General features: G+C 47.4%; 16 protein-coding genes. 6 read left to right on the forward strand and 10 right to left on the reverse strand.

From position 1 onward, the window contains the following. Positions 1–159 precede the first annotated feature (159 nt). Genes FTU55_RS11375 through FTU55_RS11390 form a run of 4 tightly spaced genes read right to left on the reverse strand, consistent with a single transcriptional unit; the run spans position 160 to position 3,905 of the window. Positions 160–1,203, reverse strand: a complete 1,044-nt coding sequence (locus FTU55_RS11375) for an alpha/beta hydrolase (RefSeq protein ID WP_005178596.1) — start codon at positions 1,201–1,203, stop codon at positions 160–162. Next, the gene (locus FTU55_RS11380; protein ID WP_180047103.1) at positions 1,203–2,330 is read right to left on the reverse strand and encodes a YdcF family protein; all 1,128 of its coding nucleotides are present in this window, start codon (positions 2,328–2,330) and stop codon (positions 1,203–1,205) included. The genes FTU55_RS11375 and FTU55_RS11380 overlap by 1 nt, the downstream gene beginning before the upstream one ends. Positions 2,331–2,345: 15 nt before the next feature. Further along, positions 2,346–3,383 carry a UDP-N-acetylmuramate dehydrogenase gene (gene murB / locus FTU55_RS11385; RefSeq protein ID WP_160232436.1) on the reverse strand — a complete coding sequence of 346 codons (1,038 nt, stop codon included), beginning with the start codon at positions 3,381–3,383 and terminating at the stop codon, positions 2,346–2,348. A gap of 15 nt (positions 3,384–3,398) precedes the next feature. Then, the gene (locus FTU55_RS11390; protein WP_005178601.1) at positions 3,399–3,905 is read right to left on the reverse strand and encodes a low molecular weight protein-tyrosine-phosphatase; all 507 of its coding nucleotides are present in this window, start codon (positions 3,903–3,905) and stop codon (positions 3,399–3,401) included. 118 nt (positions 3,906–4,023) lie between these two features. Between FTU55_RS11390 and FTU55_RS11395 the strand changes: the two genes are divergently transcribed. Then, the gene (locus tag FTU55_RS11395; RefSeq protein WP_180047105.1) at positions 4,024–5,184 is read left to right on the forward strand and encodes an iron-containing alcohol dehydrogenase; all 1,161 of its coding nucleotides are present in this window, start codon (positions 4,024–4,026) and stop codon (positions 5,182–5,184) included. 72 nt (positions 5,185–5,256) lie between these two features. Beyond that, positions 5,257–5,694: a thioesterase family protein gene (locus FTU55_RS11400; protein WP_075166843.1), complete on the forward strand. Its 438-nt coding sequence runs from the start codon at positions 5,257–5,259 to the stop codon at positions 5,692–5,694. A gap of 24 nt (positions 5,695–5,718) precedes the next feature. On the opposite strand, the gene dnaX is transcribed toward FTU55_RS11400, so the two are convergent. From dnaX to FTU55_RS11425, 5 genes are all read right to left on the reverse strand, one after another. Next, positions 5,719–7,833 (reverse strand): DNA polymerase III subunit gamma/tau, encoded by a 2,115-nt coding sequence (gene dnaX / locus FTU55_RS11405; RefSeq protein WP_180047107.1) that lies wholly within the window; start codon positions 7,831–7,833, stop codon positions 5,719–5,721. 146 nt (positions 7,834–7,979) lie between these two features. Next, on the reverse strand, positions 7,980–8,423 hold the full coding sequence (locus FTU55_RS11410) for a copper resistance protein NlpE N-terminal domain-containing protein (RefSeq protein WP_180047109.1): 444 nt from the start codon (positions 8,421–8,423) through the stop codon (positions 7,980–7,982). A 71-nt stretch (positions 8,424–8,494) separates the two neighbouring features. Then, positions 8,495–9,760, reverse strand: coding sequence for a serine hydrolase (locus FTU55_RS11415; protein ID WP_180047111.1), 1,266 nt, complete (start codon positions 9,758–9,760; stop codon positions 8,495–8,497). 68 nt (positions 9,761–9,828) lie between these two features. Then, complete coding sequence (locus tag FTU55_RS11420; RefSeq protein WP_180047113.1) at positions 9,829–10,683, reverse strand: MaoC/PaaZ C-terminal domain-containing protein; 855 nt, start codon at positions 10,681–10,683, stop codon at positions 9,829–9,831. A 166-nt stretch (positions 10,684–10,849) separates the two neighbouring features. Then, entirely contained in the window at positions 10,850–12,241 is a 1,392-nt protein-coding gene (locus FTU55_RS11425; RefSeq protein ID WP_180047115.1) for a 3-oxoacyl-ACP reductase, read from the reverse strand. A gap of 242 nt (positions 12,242–12,483) precedes the next feature. Between FTU55_RS11425 and FTU55_RS11430 the strand changes: the two genes are divergently transcribed. After that, the gene (locus FTU55_RS11430; RefSeq protein ID WP_045795462.1) at positions 12,484–13,995 is read left to right on the forward strand and encodes an acetyl-CoA C-acetyltransferase; all 1,512 of its coding nucleotides are present in this window, start codon (positions 12,484–12,486) and stop codon (positions 13,993–13,995) included. 104 nt (positions 13,996–14,099) lie between these two features. Here the strand turns inward: FTU55_RS11430 and aceI are convergent, their stop codons facing one another. Beyond that, positions 14,100–14,534 carry a chlorhexidine efflux PACE transporter AceI gene (gene aceI / locus FTU55_RS11435; protein WP_180047116.1) on the reverse strand — a complete coding sequence of 145 codons (435 nt, stop codon included), beginning with the start codon at positions 14,532–14,534 and terminating at the stop codon, positions 14,100–14,102. 98 nt (positions 14,535–14,632) lie between these two features. On the opposite strand from aceI, the gene FTU55_RS11440 reads away from it, so the two are divergent. The 3 genes from FTU55_RS11440 to leuE all read left to right on the forward strand — a co-directional run bounded on the left by FTU55_RS11440 (position 14,633) and on the right by leuE (position 17,347). Further along, positions 14,633–15,523, forward strand: coding sequence for a LysR family transcriptional regulator (locus tag FTU55_RS11440; protein WP_180047118.1), 891 nt, complete (start codon positions 14,633–14,635; stop codon positions 15,521–15,523). Positions 15,524–15,618: 95 nt separating this feature from the next. Then, positions 15,619–16,602, forward strand: coding sequence for a transaldolase (tal, locus tag FTU55_RS11445; protein ID WP_180047120.1), 984 nt, complete (start codon positions 15,619–15,621; stop codon positions 16,600–16,602). 91 nt (positions 16,603–16,693) lie between these two features. Next, positions 16,694–17,347, forward strand: a complete 654-nt coding sequence (gene leuE / locus FTU55_RS11450; RefSeq protein WP_104489198.1) for a leucine efflux protein LeuE — start codon at positions 16,694–16,696, stop codon at positions 17,345–17,347. The last annotated feature ends 1 nt before the right edge of the window (position 17,348 follow it).

Below are 17,348 nucleotides of genomic sequence, written 5' to 3' on the forward strand. Positions count from 1 at the left end.
CATGAAATACGGTATTCTGATGTGACAAAACCTGAATCCTGGTCGTTAAAGTGTTTGTTTACACTCATATTTTAACTGTTAGGACTCAGGTTTTTTTATTTAAAGCAAACTATGGGACAGCAGTGGCACCCGCCTCTTTTTTATGAAATGGAGGAAAGATTAATAATAAGTCTTGGAATTCGAAGCATGCAAAAAGGCTGGAATCAAACCGGTTAAGGCCGCACGAATATCCGGGCGCTCATTAATCAGTTGATGTGACCCTTCTTCCAGCATCAGCAAGGTTTGCAGGCGGAATTTACGCCGGATAAACTCGATGTTATAACGCCAGTCCACAGTCTGATCCTGCGCGCCTTGAGCCAGCCACACCGGAATTCGACACGCTGGCCGCTGTTCCATTTCCAGCATCCATTTGGACATGGCCAGAATCCAGTCCATGCCCATCATCCGTGGTTGTAACGGATCTTTTAAGCGCACAAAACGTAAAAATTCCGGGTTATGGTTATTGCGTCTAAAATGGCGCGGCACTTCGCGTTTAATCCGGCGGATAATTCCGAGGCCCACCGAATTATGCCACCAGGCACTTTTGGCCGGACGGATGAGAGGTGACAGTAACAGCACACGCTCAACAAACGGATTCTCCCGGCGCTCAGCAAATTCCAGTAAATGATGCATCCAGATCGCACCACCAGTACTTTGCCCTACCCCTAGCCAAGGCTTAGGCAATTGATCGGCATTGCGCACATATTGGTAAATGGCATGTAATACCTGCTGGTAATGATCAAAATTCTGGATACTGGCCGGTGAGCCATTACTTAAACCATGGCCGGGCAAATCATAAGTCAAGACACTAAAGCCCTGCTCCAGAATTTCTTTGACAATCGGCTGATAAATGCCGCTGTGCTCCAGATAGCCATGCAGTAAAAACACCGTACCTTTGCTTTTTTCCAGCTTGCCCGCTTCAAGTTTAGGCTGAAACACCTGCACATGCAGTTTAAACAGCGGCATTTGCACATAACCCTGCCAATGCTCGCACTCTAAGCTGTCAAAACCGTAAAGCTGGCGATAGGCCTGAATATCCACCGTGGGCGCATAAGGCCGGTTCAGGTTTAAAGGCTCCAGCACCTGCGGCGTGGTATCGCGGCTAGGAACCGGTAAATCCAGCTGTTTCAGCACACTCGGATTTAAAAACGGGATATTCGGCATTATGGCACCTCCCGGCAGTCGCTCGAACCAAACAGCATATCGCGGATGGTGGCCAGCATTTCATAATTGGCACGGCGGCTATGATCATAGTTCTGCTCACTAGGCTGCCATTGGGTCAACTCGGTTGGAATTGGCGCGACCACCGGCACGGTTTCAATGCCGTTTAAGGCAAACAAACGGCGTGTGCGCGGCATGTGATATTGATCGGTGATTAAAATCACCGTTGGTGCGCCGCCTTTTTTCTGTAGCAGCAAGGAACTAAAACGCGAGTTTTCACAGGTGTTCATACTGCGATCTTCCAGCAAGTTGGCTTCAACCCCGCGTTCTGCCAGCCATTTCTGCATATAAGGTGCTTCAACACCGCTCAGCACAATGGGTAATTTATACTGTTTTTCAATTTCTAAGGTTTTTTCTAAACGTAGTTGTGTGTAGTTATTCACAATAATATCTTTTTGATTTTCATGTAAGGTCAGACCGCCGCCCAGAACCACAATTGCATACGGTTGGGAAGTTATTTGCGGCTTCTGGCTATTTTGTTGTTGAATCAGTGCGATATCCTGAAAAATTTCTTCATCAACCGGTACGGTTTCAACCGCTGCCACTTCATGGGTTCTTAAAAATTTCAGATACTGTTCCATTAGGGCCTGATTTTCAGAGTTGTCTAACTCCAATAAATCCTGTAACTGCTGTGAAGGCTGTGCAAGTTGCGCCTCAGATGCGGAAACATCGGCCAGCAATGGAATTTGCGGTGTGCTGTCCTGCTCTTGTTCCTGCTGACTGCGCTGCTCATCCTGAATTAAAGCCTGCAAGGCTTTATAGCGTGCCTGAATGATGGTGAGATTCTGTGAATTTTTGGCCTGAATCTCTTCTTCCATCACTTTTAAATAAGCTTGCCGGGCAATCCACAAATTCGAGCCAGGTTCCAGATTTTCCTGATCGGTCAGTGCCCCCATCTGCTGGCTTTGTGCAGCCACTTCATTGACCTCCACCGGTACAATGGTATTCAGCACTTTAATCACAAACTTGGAATAAAACGGCGAATAGATAAAAACCACCAGACAGCCCATCAGCACAAATAGCACAGCCGCCATTTGTACGATACGCACCATCCAGTGAGTTCTATTCATAAATGCCTAACCTGATTAAAAGGTATTGTGGGGAATAATCAGCCCGGCGTCATTAAACAGCACCGGTTCTGGTTCTAAGTGTATCCCAAATTTTTGGTACACGTCCTGCTGTACTGCCTGATATGTTGCCTGAACATCGGCCAGGGTCGCATTGGCATAATTGACAAGCACCAGCGCCTGCTTGTGAAACATACCAACCATGCCCAGCTGTTTCCCTTTCCAGCCGGCCTGATCAATAAGCCAGCCAGCCGCAATTTTGACCTGGCCTTCGGGCTGCGGATAATGCGGCATGTTCGGGAATTGAGTCGCCAGCTGTTCATAGACCGCGGCAGTCACCACCGGATTTTTAAAGAAACTGCCAACATTTGGAAATTGCTGCGGATCTGGCAGTTTACTTTGACGGATCTGGATCACCTGGCGTTGCAGGTTTTCCGCGGTTTGCTCATCACCCACCGCGGTTTTTAAATCGCCATAATTCAGTTTCAAGTCCGGCTGTTTCCGCAGCTTGAACGTGACATGGGTGATGATATAGCGGTTTGGATTTTCTTTGAAAATACTGTGGCGATAGGCAAAATGGCAGTCACTGGCCAGAATCGAATTAAACTGACCGTTATAGCGGTCATAAACCTGTACCGATTCAATAAATTCACCGACCTCAACCCCATAGGCACCAATATTCTGTACCGGCGATGCACCGACCAGACCGGGAATTAAGGCCAGATTTTGCAGGCCAAATAACTGCTGCGTGGTGGTCCAGAGCACAAAATCATGCCAGACCTGACCCGCACCGACGCGAATGGTGCTGAAATTGTCATCTTCATTCAGGAATTCAATGCCCTGAATATCCATATGTAACACCAGCGCCTGAATCTGCTCTGGCAGCAGCATATTACTGCCGCCCGATAAAATCAGCACATTCAGCTGCTGTAACTTGGCATAGTTTAAGGCTGCGATTAAATCATCGGTAGAATGCACCTTAATATAATGAGACGCATTTGCAGCCAGATTTAAGGTATTAAAAGGCTTAAGCTGGACCTGATGTTGAATGTTCATATTCTTAAACCTGATTTAAGCCAATTCTGTTTTTAAAATATTGATCCAGGCCTGTGCGCTGGACTCACACTGATCCAGCACGCGTTCAAAGCCATCGGCTTCGCCATAATAAGGATCAGGCACTTCATGACGTGGATATTGTGGATCATGTTCGCTCATTAGCGCCACTTTTGCACGTAGCAGTTCTGCACCATATTCTTCGGCCGCATGACGCTTTAAATGCTGAATATTTTGCAGGTTTTCCTGATCCATCGCCAGAATCAGATCAAAATCCAGAAAATCGCGCGTGGTTAACTGACGGGCACGCAAGGCAGATAAATCATAGCCACGCTGCAAAGCATGTTGCTGGCTGCGCGCATCGGGTGCTTTGCCCGGATGATAATTACTGGTGCCGGCAGAATCGACCCAGATATTCAGTTGCTGTGCATCACAATAATGTCTGAACACCACTTCCGCGGTAGGTGAACGGCAGATATTGCCCAAACAGACACATAACACCTTGTATGGCGTTCTGGATGACATAACAACCTCAAAACTGCTTTCTTTTAAAGTGTCTTATGTTAAGTTATTTGCAGGATGAATCCTATATTGTCACTATAGATAAATGTTGATTTAAGTATAAAAATTAAGGATAAAGCGTATGAGCCCATTTCAATTCCAGACTGTGCCCAACATTATTGCCGGACTGGGCAGCATCCAACAGCTCAAAGCCCTCCTGACTGAACAGAACAATCAACGTGTGCTGCTGGTGACCGATCCGGGGATGGTGCAATTACAATTGCATGCGCCTGTTTTGGAAATTCTCGAAGCTGCAGGATGTAATTACTGCATTTATTCTAGCGTACAGGCCGATCCACCGGAACATATTGTGCTGGAAGCCGCCGAATTCGCCCGGCAAAACCAGATAGATACAGTCATTGGTTTTGGGGGCGGCAGCTCGCTGGATGTGGCTAAAATTATTGCCCTGCTGGCCCATCCTGAACAGAAACAGCAATTGCATGAGATGTATGGCATCAATCAGGCGCAAAAACCGCGTTTGCCTCTTATTCTAATTCCAACCACGGCCGGTACCGGCTCGGAAGTGACGCCTATTTCCATTGTCACCACCGGCGAAACCACCAAAACCGGCATTGTATCTGCTGCCCTGTATGCCGATGTCACCATTTTAGATGCCAACTTTACCCAAAACCTGCCGGCGCACATTACGGCCGCCACCGGTATTGATGCAATGGTACATGCCATTGAAGCCTATACCTCCAAACACAAAAAGAACTTTTATGCCGATATGCTGGCGATTCAGGCACTTAAACTGCTGAACCAGAATCTGCATCTGGTGCTAAAAGATGGCAACAATATAGAAGCCCGTCAAAATATGCTGGTCGGCTCGATGCTGGCCGGACAGGCTTTTGCCAATGCACCGGTGGCAGCAGTCCATGCACTGGCCTATCCGCTGGGTGGACATTTTCATTTGTCGCATGGGCACAGCAATGCGCTGGTCTTAACCGAAGTGCTGAAATTTAATGCACCAGCCGCCAAGCAGCAGTATGCCGAATTGATGACCTTGCTCGACTCATCCAGTAAAGGTTGTGTAGATGGTTTGTGCGATCTGTTTATTGACCACATGCAAAACTATCTGGACCGCAGTGGTCTGACCTTAAAACTGAATGCCCTGAATGTACCTGAAAACATGCTGGAACAGCTGGCCGAGGATGCCATGTTACAAACCCGCCTGCTGCAAAATAATCCACGCGACATGGAAAAACAGGATGCATTGGCCATCTATCAGGCGATTTATCAATAAGGCTGAAGCTATTTAAAGTTGTGGTAAATCAAAAATATAAATTTTCGATCTATTCAGGGATGACGTCTTTTTATGAAACCGGTAGCCAAAACCCGCGATCAATATACCTTCTTTTTACCGATTCAAACCCGCTGGTCAGACAACGACATGTATGGTCATGTCAATAATGTCATGTATTACAGCTACTTCGATACCGCTGCCAATGCGCTGCTGATTGAGAAAGCCGGACTGAATATTCATCAGGCCGAGATTATGGGGCTGGTGGTAGACTCTGGCTGCAGCTTTTTAGCCGAGCTGAGTTATCCAGAAGTGATTGAGGTTGGTGTGGCGATTGCAGCGCTGGGCAACAGCTCGCTGAAATATGATCTGGCAATTTTCAAGCAGCATCAACAGCAGGCTTCAGCTCAAGGACATATGGTGCATGTTTTTGTCGATGCGCAGCAACGTAAAAGCACCCCGATTCCAAGCGAAATGCGGAATGCCCTGTTGCCTTATCTGCGTTCTCAATAAACGGTTGAAATGGTCTGACGGTGGTTATTTCAACTGGATATTCTGCAATTCGCCATCAAAACTTTCGAGCAGCGATTTAACCTGCGGCTCCTGATGCAGCAGCTCACTGGCGCGTTGATAAGCACGTACTTTACGTTCCTGCTGCAAGCTATACGGTGTCACCTCTGTGACCTGTCCATACTGCACTTTCAGGAAGCTGTTCGGCCACTGCTGTTTCAGCGCTGCTTCTAAATGCTGTAACTGCGAATTTAACAATTGCTGATACTGCTCCGGAATATGGAAAACCGACTCAGCTTCAATCTGGCCGGTCATCAGGCCGTGTTGGGCCAGTTCCTGAACTGCCGGTGATAAATCACTATTACGGAACCAGTATTCCCATTTTTCCACACTCCATTCGCCCTCTAAGGACTGCACCGGCAGTTGCAGAATATCTTGCGGCATCAGGCGCTGATCAGCACGTGGAATAGCGGTATTGTCTACAGCAGCAACGACAGGCTGGTTGACGGATGACGTCGGTGCTGGCTGCGCAAATAAACTGTCTTGCGGGCTGGAATCCTGTGGATGTGTCAGCTCAGGCTGTTGTGCGACAGACGAAACCGGTGCTGCAAGTTCAGCAGGCTGTTGAATCGGCTGCGCAGGAGTGGTTTCTGGTAAAGGGGCAATTTCATCAAACAGGAAATCATCACTGCTGGCCTCATCCTGCGTTTCCGGCTGATCAGCACGATCATCTTCATCTAAATCAAACAGCACTTCATCTGCCGCCGGATCAAAAATCATCTGCGCAGATGCCGCTTCTGCCGGTGTAGTCACCGGATGGTCTGGTTCGGATGGAGATGCAACTTCAGCAACCTCTAACGCTTCATCCTGCAGAAAATCATCTGATGATGGTTCAGCAACGGGTGGGTTTATAGCAGCAGTTTCAGCTTCTAATTCATCCTCAGCTGAAACAACGGGATGCACCGGTTCAGGCTGCGCGGTAGCTGACTCGACTACCGGTGCTGCAGCAACTGCGTTGCTTTGTGCGCTGACCTGCGTCAAGGGCACTTCATTTGGCTGTAAGGGACGGAAAGCCAGCAGACGCAGCACGCACATCTCAAAGCCCTGCTCCTGGGTAACCGCCAGCTGTAAATCTGCGCGACCTTTGCTGGCAATCTGGTAATACAGCTGTAAATCCTGAGCCGAAATGCGCTGCGACAGCTGGGTAATTTTCTGGTTAATTTCGGCACTATATTTCAGGCTTAAATCTGGCAGATATTGCAATAAGGCCAGTTCATGCAAGGTCGAAATCAGCTGATCCAGCACCAGTGATACATCCAGCGCCTGCTGACGGAACTGTATTAACAGTGCGCTCACGCGCGCAGTCTGGTTCTGATGAATCGCCAGAATCAGGTCATAAATAATGGTGCGGTCAATCAGCCCCAGCATGTCTTTGACATCCTGATGATGAATTTCACCCTGACCATAGGCAATGGCCTGATCGGTTAAGGACAAGGCATCACGTAATGAACCTTGCGCCGATTCAGCAATTTGCCAGATTGCATCCTGCTCGGCCTGAATCTGCTCTTTGCTGAGAATTGAAGATAAGTGCTCGGTAATTTCATCTACTGCCAAAGGACGCAAGGTAAATTGCAGACAACGTGAAATGACCGTAATCGGGAGCTTTTGAGGATCGGTGGTGGCAAACAGGAATTTAACATGCTCTGGCGGTTCTTCCAGCGTTTTTAGCAAGGCATTGAAAGAGTGCGTCGAGAGCATATGCACTTCGTCAATCAGGTAGACTTTAAAGCGGCCTTGTGTCGGTGCATACGGTACGTTATCGAGCAGTTCGCGGGTATCTTCCACTTTGGTACGTGATGCCGCATCAATCTCGATTAAATCAATAAAACGGCCTTCATTCACCGCCTTACAGGTCGGACAAACTTCACACGGTGTGGAGGTCACCCCTGTTTCACAGTTCAGGCATTTGGCCAAAATACGCGCAATGGTGGTTTTCCCGACCCCACGAGTCCCGGTAAACAGATAGGCATGGTGTAAACGGCCACGCTCTAAGGCACTGGTCAGTGCACGAGAAACATGATTTTGCCCCACCAGCTCATTAAAATTACGTGGACGATATTTACGCGCAAGTACCTGATACATGTATGCTCCTTTTTACAGGTCTAAGCATACTGTTTTTTTAGTAAATAGTGAAATAAATGACGGGCGCTTCCAAAGAAAAATCCCTTGTTCGCGCCAGCAAAAAAGGGATTAAAAATCAGTATATTTAGCAGATGATTAGCCAGTATTTAAACAGACTTGGCCAGAATAAAATCACTTTGCATTTGATAGCGTTTGCCTGTTTGATCTACACGAATCTCGAGCAATTGTTTCTCAAGATCGACATATAACAAATTTCGGGTGTTGACTTGCAGCAGTTCAAGCTGCTGACGCGACGCATCTGCAAAGCGAGTCCGCCCTTGAATCACTTCCGGTGTATTGTGCCGGCTCATACTTTCACGCACTAAGGTATAAGTTTCATCCTGATGAAGTTCTAAAGATACTGCCATTCCCGGACAATCATCACAGCGCGACAAACAGCCCATACAAGGCGTAGTGCCTTTGAACTCACCGACCCACGCAGGAATTGCGCTCTTAGATTCCACCACCGTCTGTGACTGGCTTGAGTTTTGATCCTGACATCCGAGTAGAACTGAACTGGCGACCAGCGGAATCAAAATGACTTTTTTCATCTTTGCACAACATCAAATTGACTAGTGCCAGAACATAGCACAAGGCTGGACCAAAAATCATCTCAAACTGTTTAAAACCAGCCCTTACGGCCTTTTAACACACCATCGGCACAGCGTAAGGTTTCCTGGGTTAATCCCCACAAGCGATAATCGCCGGTGATGGAACCGGTCGGAAAATTATGGGTATAAGCAAAACTTAAATTCCGCTCTGGATCACACCAGGCACCCGAACCATTAAAACCAATATGACCAAAGCCCGACGATGCCGACTTGCCCAGGCTCAGAATGCGGTGATAGCCCAAACGCCAATGCATCGGCAGCGGCATCACCCGGTCACGGGCGGTATATTGCACCTGACTTAGGGCCTGAAACACCTGTGGTGAAATCAGTCGCTGCCCCTGCCATTGGCCACCCTGCGCCAGCATGGCATAGATTTTGGCCAGACTTTGTGCCGTAAATACCCCGGAGGCTGCCGGCACAATCGCCTGTAAACCGGCATCACTAAAGAATGAAAATTTCTTCATGCCTTTGGGAATCATGGCATCCTGAAAATCTTGCGGATGTTGTCCACTGAAGGCCATCAGCTTTTCTAAAGGCGATGCGGTACGTGCAGGTTTAGCAGCAGCCTGTTTTTTGGGAGGCTGGGCAGATTGGGCGGGCTGAGATGTGGCAAACGGTCGTGCTACCCGCGCCAACTGCTCTACCGGCACGCCAAAATAAGCTCCGTTTAATTCCAATGGCTCGCTTAAATGACGCTGCATCAATACAGCCAAGCTTTCATTACAGGCTTTTTCCAAGACACCACCGACCTGCCAGCCAAAGGTCAAGGGCTGATAGGCTGCATCACTGTTCGGCAGAAAACGCGGTTTGGCCGCGGCAATGACCTCCAGCATATGCGACCAGTCGGCCATTTCCGAGGCATCGGCAATCAGGTTACGGATATCGTATAAACCACTGCGATGGCACAGCATCTCTCTTAAAGTCAGCTGCTGTTTGCCCTGCGCTGCAAATTCTGGCCAATATTCAGCCACCGGCACATCATAATCCAGCCGCCCCTGACTCACCAGAATATGCGCCAGCGTGGCCAGCACGCCTTTTCCGGTGGAATAACAGACCGACAGACTATCCGGCTGCCAGGCTTCATTGGCAGATTTTTGACCGGTATAAATATCAACGACTTTATGTCCCTGAAAATAAACCACCAGCGCGGCGCCGCCTTGCGTTGAGCGGGCATCCTGAAAACGGCTAAACAGATGGGCCAAATCTTTAAATGGTTCTTCCACTGAACCACGATAATTCTGAATATCTGCACGCAGATAATCTTTTATGCTGTTCATGCATCCTTTCCAGCAACAAGGTGAACAATTAAAAAGCCCAAATCCGGTTTGGACCTAGGCTCGATGACTTAAAGCGCGCGAATGCTACCGCTGACATGCGGTTTCTGGTTCTTCTTGCTACGAATCAGGAAGTCAGTATTTTGCGCCTGCTGCGCCGTCAAGAATTCCACCTGAGATGGCAGATACATTGGCAATTTAAACCAGACATCAGCTTCATACGCATCTGGCAACTGGATATTGGCCAGCGCTTTGGCTTTACTCCACATGCCGTGTGCAATGGCCTGTTTAAAACCAAAGGCTTTGGCGGTTAACGCATGAATATGGATCAGGTTAAAATCTCCCGATGTCAGCGCATAACGGCGACCGGTATTTTCCGACACATCCCATTGTCCTGCCGGTACATAATCCGGTACGGCACTTTCTGCTGCTTTGGCCGCGGGCTTGTTGCCACTTTTCTGACGTGACAAATAGGTGGTTAAACCTTCCATCACCACTTCATTGCCAACTTTAGCAATGGTGATAAAATCAAACTGTACGCCTTTGTCATGTGGCTGCAATTCACCAAACTTGCAGGATAAAGTCAGCTGCTCATTCACGCCAACTTTACGGTATTGCTTGAGCTGATTGCGGATATGCACCAGACCTAAAATCGGAAATGGAAAAGCTTCCGCAGTCATCATGTGCATTTGCAGGCTTTGCGATAACACCGCCAGATAAATGGCCGGAATATAGCCGTTATTTTTAAAACCACAGACTTCGTTATAGGCTTTCAGATGCTTCTGGTCGACCTTGAATGAATCCACCACATATTCAACTTGCGGCAGAACTTTTTCACCCTTCGGCTTTTTAAAAATTAGGCCCTGAATCACTTTTGGATAGGCTAAATACGGCTTGGGAAGTTGACTAAAATGGCGAGTATTCATACTGAACCTTTGGAATATTTATCTTTTAAATCACCCTTTCTTTAATAAGAATTGGGGTTTTCTATTTTAATTCCCTCAAATCCCTCCCGACCTCCCTTCAAAAAGGGAGAAGAAGTCCCCCTTTATTAAAGAGGGATTTTAGGGGGGATTCCGAGTGAGGGATATATTAAGCCCCTAACAGACTCTGACCACAAACACGCACCACGTTACCATTTAAACCGGTAGATGCAGTTGAGGCAAAGAAGGCAATGGTTTCTGCGACATCAACCGGTAAACCGCCCTGACTCATCGAGTTCATACGGCGGCCCGCTTCACGAATGGCAAACGGAATGGCCGCAGTCATTTGGGTTTCAATAAAGCCCGGAGCCACAGCGTTAATAGTCACACCATTTTTCAGCACCGGTGCCGTATATTTCACCACTCCAATCACGCCTGCTTTTGATGCTGCATAGTTGGTTTGGCCCAGGTTACCGGCAATCCCTGAAATCGAGGATACGCAGATGATACGGCCATTGGCATTCAGACCGTCATTTTCCAGCAGATAGTCGTTCACGCGTTCAATAGCAGCCAGGTTAATGTTAATCACCAGATCCCACAGTTCAGGCTTCATATTGGCCAGTGTCTTGTCACGGGTAATACCGGCATTGTGCACGATAATATCCAGACCGCCCTGTGCAGCAGCTGCCGCTTTAATCTGCTCGCCCGCATCAGCGGCGGTAATATCAATTGCCAAGGTTGAACCCCCAATTTCAGAGGCAACACGGTCCAAGTCAGCTTGTTGCTGTGGTACGTCCAGACAAATCACATGCGCGCCATCACGTGCCAATACATGCGCAATCGCTTCACCAATACCACGGCTGGCACCAGTCACAACCGCGGTTTTACCTGCCAGTGGTTTAGCCCAATCCACATCGACTGTATCTGCTTTAGAAACACGAATCACCTGACCCGATACATAAGCCGAACGCGGTGACAAGGCAAAACGTAAGCTCGATTCCAGGTTTGCTTCAGCGCCGTCATCAACATAAATCAGATTGGCGGCAATACCTTTTTTAAACTCTTTCCCGACCGATTTAACAAAGCCTTCCAACGCACGCTGTGCAATCGCATGTTTTACCGTTTTGGCGGTTTCCGGTGTAGTGCCGATCACCACTACACGGCCAGAGGCCTGAATCTGGCGCGCCACCGGATTAAAGAAGTTATAGAGCGCATTTAACTGCTCAGAGTTCTGAATGCCTGAGGCATCAAAGACCACCGCTTTAAATTTAGATTCTTTATCGCCCGCGTTAAAAGCACACAGGTTTAAACCGGCTTGTGCAACGGCCTGCTGTAATTCTGCATTATTGCCAGCATAGCTGTTGGCATGGATATTGGCCAGAATCTGGGCAATTGCACCTGATAATGTGCTTTCCGGCGCTGCGCCCAACAAAACTGCACCCTTGACCACAGGCGTGGCGCTGTCAAAACGCTCAAGGAAAGTTGGGGATGGCAGGCCTAAATTTTTAATGACAAATTTACCAATTGGAGATTTTGCAAAAGCTTGGTATTGGTCAGTCATGATTATTATCTCTCAGACAAAATGAATTTGTGATTAATCTAAAGTTATCCTTTAGCTTCAATATGATGTCAGATACTTTGTATTTCAATAGATCGATCAGTTTGTTATGAATAATACTTGAGATCATATACAGATGACTTGACCTGAAAGCATTCTGCAATGTCATTGTAGTCAATTCAGGCTATTCTAGATTATGCTAATGTAACCCCTAAGAAGATCATCAACATGCTTGGAAAAGCCTTATGAGCAAAACAACTCAAGAAAATCCGGCGGTCGAAAATTCTGCTACAGAAACTGTGTCAAATACATCAAAAAGTACAACGCGTACAACCAAAAGTTCTGGCACGGCAAATTCGTCAGCAAACCCTGCGGCTAAACCTGCACGCACCCGTGCGGCATCTACCCGTAAAAAAAGTACAACCCCTCCTCCTTCTGAAACTACAACTGAAACATCTGGTCAACAGGATAATACCATGAGCCAAAATACTGTCCGTCGCGTTGCGATTATCGGTGGTAACCGCATTCCATTTGCACGTTCAAATGGCGCTTACTTCACTGCCTCAAACATCGATATGTTCACCGCCGCTTTAAATGGTCTGGTAGAACGTTATCGTTTAGAAGGCCAACGCCTCGGTGAAGTCGTTGCCGGTGCCGTACTCAAACACAGCCGTGATTTTAACATGACTCGTGAGTGTGTACTGAACACTGAATTGGCTCCTGAAACACCTGCTTACGATATTCAGCAAGCGTGTGGAACCGGTTTGCAGGCAGCTTTTTTAGTGGCCAATAAAATTGCTCTGGGCCAAATTGAAGTCGGTATTGCTGGTGGTGTCGATACCACTTCCGATGCCCCGATTGCTTTTGGTGACGGTTTACGTAAAGCCCTGCTGGAGCTGAATATTGCCAAAACCGGTAAAGACCGCTTAAAAGCGCTGACCAAAATCAATATCAAAGACCTGATGGATGCACCGAAAAATGGTGAACCACGTACCGGTCTGTCAATGGGTGACCATCAGGCGATTACTGCGCTGGAATGGGGCATCTCGCGTGAAGCGCAGGATGAACTTGCTGCATCTTCACACCAGAAAATGGCAGCAGCCTATGAAGCAGGTTTCTTTGATGACCTGATCACACCATTCTTAGGTTTAGAGCGTGACAACAACTTGCGCCCGGATTCTTCAGTAGAGAAACTGGCTAAACTGAAACCAGCCTTTGGTAAAGGTGATGCGCGTACCATGACCGCAGGCAACTCAACCCCACTGACCGATGGTGCATCTTGTGTTCTGCTTGCTTCTGAAGAATGGGCTAAAGCCAATGGTCATGACGTACTGGCTTACTTAACCTTCCAGGAAACGGCTGCAGTTGATTTTGTCGAGAAGAAAGAAGGCCTGCTTATGGCGCCAGCCTATGCCGTACCACGGATGCTGGAACGTGCCGGCCTGACTCTACAAGACTTTGACTACTATGAAATTCACGAAGCTTTTGCTTCACAAGTGCTGTCGACCTTAAAAGCCTGGGAAGATCCAAAATTCTGTAAAGATCGCTTAGGTCTAGAAGCACCATTGGGTTCAATTGATCGTAACAAGCTGAACGTAAAAGGTTCTTCTCTGGCTGCTGGTCACCCATTTGCTGCAACCGGCGGACGTATTCTGGCGACTGCTGCCAAACTGCTGAATGAAAAAGGTTCAGGTCGTGTGCTGATTTCAATCTGTGCTGCAGGCGGTCAAGGTGTAACAGCGATTGTCGAGAAGTAATTCTCCTCGCCTTCACTGAAAAAGCCACTGCCTGGTGCAGTGGCTTTTTTTATGGACATTTTATTACCTTTTTATTGTCTGCTCTTAAATTCATCAGACGTATTTTAAACAGACTCACGATAGGCCGGTGCATAGCCCAAACGAGCCTCAATCGCGTCATAACCCCACTGGAAGATAAAGGTATAGACCAGAATACATAAGGTCAGGCTTAAATCCAGCAAAAAGGCCTCGGGCAGACTCATCTGCATGGCATAGGCCACCATTGGAATGGTGGCTAACATTAAGCCTCCTTCGAAACCAATGGCATGTAAAATCCGTACTTTCACCGTACGCTTGAGCTGTCTGCGTGCTTCAAATTTTTCAAAAAAATAATTAAACAGCATATTCCATAAGACCGAGGTCACCGCCATCGCCACACCCAGGCTACCGGTGACTTCCAGTGGCATCTTGAAAATCAGGCTTAAAGCCAGGGCAATAATCACCAGTAAAATCAGTTCATAACTCAAGGCATGAATTAATCTTCTTTTTGACAGCAACATGTTAAACCTTATCCATTTCATCAATTACTGCCATCTTATTTTTAAATTATCGACAAATCGAGTTAGAATCTTTCAATATTATTGACAGGTTGCTGCCCATGAATGTGAACCAGGAACAGCTGATCATCTTTAAAACCGTGATTGAATGCGGTTCTTTTTCCGCAGCGGCGCGGCAACTGGGAAAAGTGCCATCTGCAGTAAGTATGTCAATTGCCAATCTAGAAATTGACCTAAACTTGAATCTATTTCAACGCATCGGGCGTGAACCGGTGCCGACCGCACAGGCATTAACCTTGTATGAAAAGACCGAGCAACTGCTGGTTGAAATGAACCAGTGGAAACAGCATGCCGCAGCGTTAAGTGAAGGGCTGGAATCAGAACTGAATATTGTGGTGGTTTCCGAGCTGATTCATAGCGACTGGACCCAGTACATTGCCCTGCTGCAGCAGGAATTTCCAACGCTACAGATCAATATATTTTCAGCGCCACAGGAAGATGCCATGCACATGCTGGTCGAACAGTCGGCGCAACTGGCAGTGATGTTTGAACGTGAACAGCTCGACAGTGGCGAGCAGTTTGTAGAACTGAAACGCGAAGCCTTGGTGCCGGTGGCGGCCCGAGATTTTGCCTTGGCTCAACAGGCACCGGTCAGCTTTGAAGCTATTTTGCACAGCCGGCAAATTGTGGTGGCCAGCCGTGACCGTCGTATTCAGCCGGAACTGTTATTTTCCAAACAGTACTGGCGCACTGATAATCATCATACTGCCTGCTCGTTAATTTTACAGGGTCTGGGCTGGGGTGTGTTGCCGATGCAAATGCTGAATGAAAACCCGAACTTAAAGCAGCAACTACAGGTTTTGGACTTTCTGGATTTCTCGCCCAAGTTTGAATATTTTGTCGATCTGGTCTGGAGCCGTGAAAGCAAACTGGGGCTGGCTGCTCGTTTTTTGATTAATCACTTGCGCAATCAACGAAAAAGCACAAATTAGACACTGATCTGTAACGCTTTTCACTTGGGTTAAATCCAGTTTGTGTTATAAATAATTGCATAAGCAATAACCGAACAACTAGAGAAGCGGATTCAATGACACAGAACGCCTTAAACCAATTAAAACGCTTAACAACTATTGTGGCCGACAGCAGTGACTTAACTGCCATTGAAAAGTTTCGTCCTTTAGATGCAACAACCAACCCGTCTTTAATTACCGCGGCGGCTGAACAGGCCGACAGCAAACCGCTTTTAACCGAAGCCTTTGATCAGGCCAAAGCGGAAGGTTATCAGCAAGACGAGCTGATTGAACGCACCATTGATATTTTAACCGTCAAGTTCGGGGTAGAAATTCTTAAACTGATTGATGGCCGTGTCTCGACTGAGGTAGATGCCTCGCTATCTTATGATACAGATGCCACTATTGCCAAAGCCAAAGAACTGCTCGCGCTGTATAAAGCATATGGCATTGATCAGAAACGCATTCTGATTAAAATTGCTTCGACCTGGGAAGGTATTCAGGCGGCAAAACAGCTGGAAGCGGAAGGCATCCACACCAATTTAACCTTGCTATTCGGTCTGCATCAGGCACATGCCTGCGCTGATGCCAACGTGACCCTGATTTCCCCTTTTGTCGGGCGTATTCTGGACTGGTACAAAAAAGCCGAAAATGTCATGTACTACCCAATTGAAAAAGATCCGGGTGTGCTGTCAGTCAAAAAGATTTACCAGTTCTACAAACAGCATGCGGTGAAGACTGAAATCATGGGTGCCAGCTTCCGCAGTATTGATCAGGTCTTGGCGCTGGCCGGTTGTGACCTGTTAACCGTTTCACCCAACCTGCTGGCCGAACTGGAACAGGATGAGCGTGAAGTCACAGCACAACTCTCAAGTGACACGATTGAATCTCAAGGCGAGCTGGAACCAATCACAAAAGAGAAATTTAAACAGCAGCTGGAACATGACTTAATGGCCTTCCAGTTACTGCAAAGCGGTATTGATGGCTTTATTAAAGCGCGTGAACAGTTAAGCCAGTTATTGCGCCAAGGCTTTGGTATTGATGCCGAAATTAAAGCTTAATTTTTCTGTTTAGCCGCGCCACTGTGCGCGTATTCCAGGCCGATGTTGCTATATAATGCTGCATCGGCCTTTTTAGTTCTCTGGATTTCCTGTGTTTGGTATCACTGACGTAATGACGTTCATTATTGGAACCATTTTAATTGTGATCCTGCCCGGCCCTAACTCTTTATATGTGATGTCAATTGCCTCACGCTTTGGCATTAAAGCCGGCTATCTGGGCGCTTTAGGCGTTTATACCGGTGACCTGATTTTAATTCTGTGTACTGCCTTTGGTGCGGCTTCAGTACTGCACAGTTTTCCATGGCTGTTTATAGCACTGAAAATGATTGGCGCGCTGTATTTAAGTTATTTGGGCATACGTCTGATGATTGCCGCCTATCGCACCTGGCAGCCCGAGAAAAGCCGCTCGACTCAAACCAAGAATAGCAGCAGTACGCCAGAACAGGTTCATCCTTTTCGCACCGCATTAACCATTAGTATTTTAAATCCGAAAGCGATTCTGTTTTATCTGTCTTTTTTTGTGCAATTTGTTGATCCGGCCTATCCTTATCCGGCGCTGACTTTTACCCTGCTGGCGATTATTCTGCAAATCATCAGTATGAGTTATCTGTCAATTCTGATTTTTTCCGGAATGAAACTGGCGACCTATTTCAACCGGAATTACCGCCTTACTGCGACCGGTGTGGCCGCAGTTGGCTTGCTGTTTTGTGGTTTCGGTTTAAAACTGGCCAGCTCGACCCTATAAA

The sequence above is a fragment of the Acinetobacter sp. YH12117 genome, assembly GCF_013418865.1.
GTDB classification, from domain to species: Bacteria; Pseudomonadota; Gammaproteobacteria; order Pseudomonadales; family Moraxellaceae; genus Acinetobacter; species Acinetobacter indicus.

What these genes read in the sequence shown, in the direction of transcription:
- FTU55_RS11375 (WP_005178596.1), bottom strand. Translation starts at nt 1,203, where the DNA reads ATGCCGAATATCCCGTTTTTAAATCCGAGTGTGCTGAAACAGCTGGAT.
- FTU55_RS11380 (WP_180047103.1), bottom strand. Translation starts at nt 2,330, where the DNA reads ATGAATAGAACTCACTGGATGGTGCGTATCGTACAAATGGCGGCTGTG.
- murB (WP_160232436.1), bottom strand. Translation starts at nt 3,383, where the DNA reads ATGAACATTCAACATCAGGTCCAGCTTAAGCCTTTTAATACCTTAAAT.
- FTU55_RS11390 (WP_005178601.1), bottom strand. Translation starts at nt 3,905, where the DNA reads ATGTCATCCAGAACGCCATACAAGGTGTTATGTGTCTGTTTGGGCAAT.
- FTU55_RS11395 (WP_180047105.1), top strand. Translation starts at nt 4,024, where the DNA reads ATGAGCCCATTTCAATTCCAGACTGTGCCCAACATTATTGCCGGACTG.
- FTU55_RS11400 (WP_075166843.1), top strand. Translation starts at nt 5,257, where the DNA reads ATGAAACCGGTAGCCAAAACCCGCGATCAATATACCTTCTTTTTACCG.
- dnaX (WP_180047107.1), bottom strand. Translation starts at nt 7,833, where the DNA reads ATGTATCAGGTACTTGCGCGTAAATATCGTCCACGTAATTTTAATGAG.
- FTU55_RS11410 (WP_180047109.1), bottom strand. Translation starts at nt 8,423, where the DNA reads ATGAAAAAAGTCATTTTGATTCCGCTGGTCGCCAGTTCAGTTCTACTC.
- FTU55_RS11415 (WP_180047111.1), bottom strand. Translation starts at nt 9,760, where the DNA reads ATGAACAGCATAAAAGATTATCTGCGTGCAGATATTCAGAATTATCGT.
- FTU55_RS11420 (WP_180047113.1), bottom strand. Translation starts at nt 10,683, where the DNA reads ATGAATACTCGCCATTTTAGTCAACTTCCCAAGCCGTATTTAGCCTAT.
- FTU55_RS11425 (WP_180047115.1), bottom strand. Translation starts at nt 12,241, where the DNA reads ATGACTGACCAATACCAAGCTTTTGCAAAATCTCCAATTGGTAAATTT.
- FTU55_RS11430 (WP_045795462.1), top strand. Translation starts at nt 12,484, where the DNA reads ATGAGCAAAACAACTCAAGAAAATCCGGCGGTCGAAAATTCTGCTACA.
- aceI (WP_180047116.1), bottom strand. Translation starts at nt 14,534, where the DNA reads ATGTTGCTGTCAAAAAGAAGATTAATTCATGCCTTGAGTTATGAACTG.
- FTU55_RS11440 (WP_180047118.1), top strand. Translation starts at nt 14,633, where the DNA reads ATGAATGTGAACCAGGAACAGCTGATCATCTTTAAAACCGTGATTGAA.
- tal (WP_180047120.1), top strand. Translation starts at nt 15,619, where the DNA reads ATGACACAGAACGCCTTAAACCAATTAAAACGCTTAACAACTATTGTG.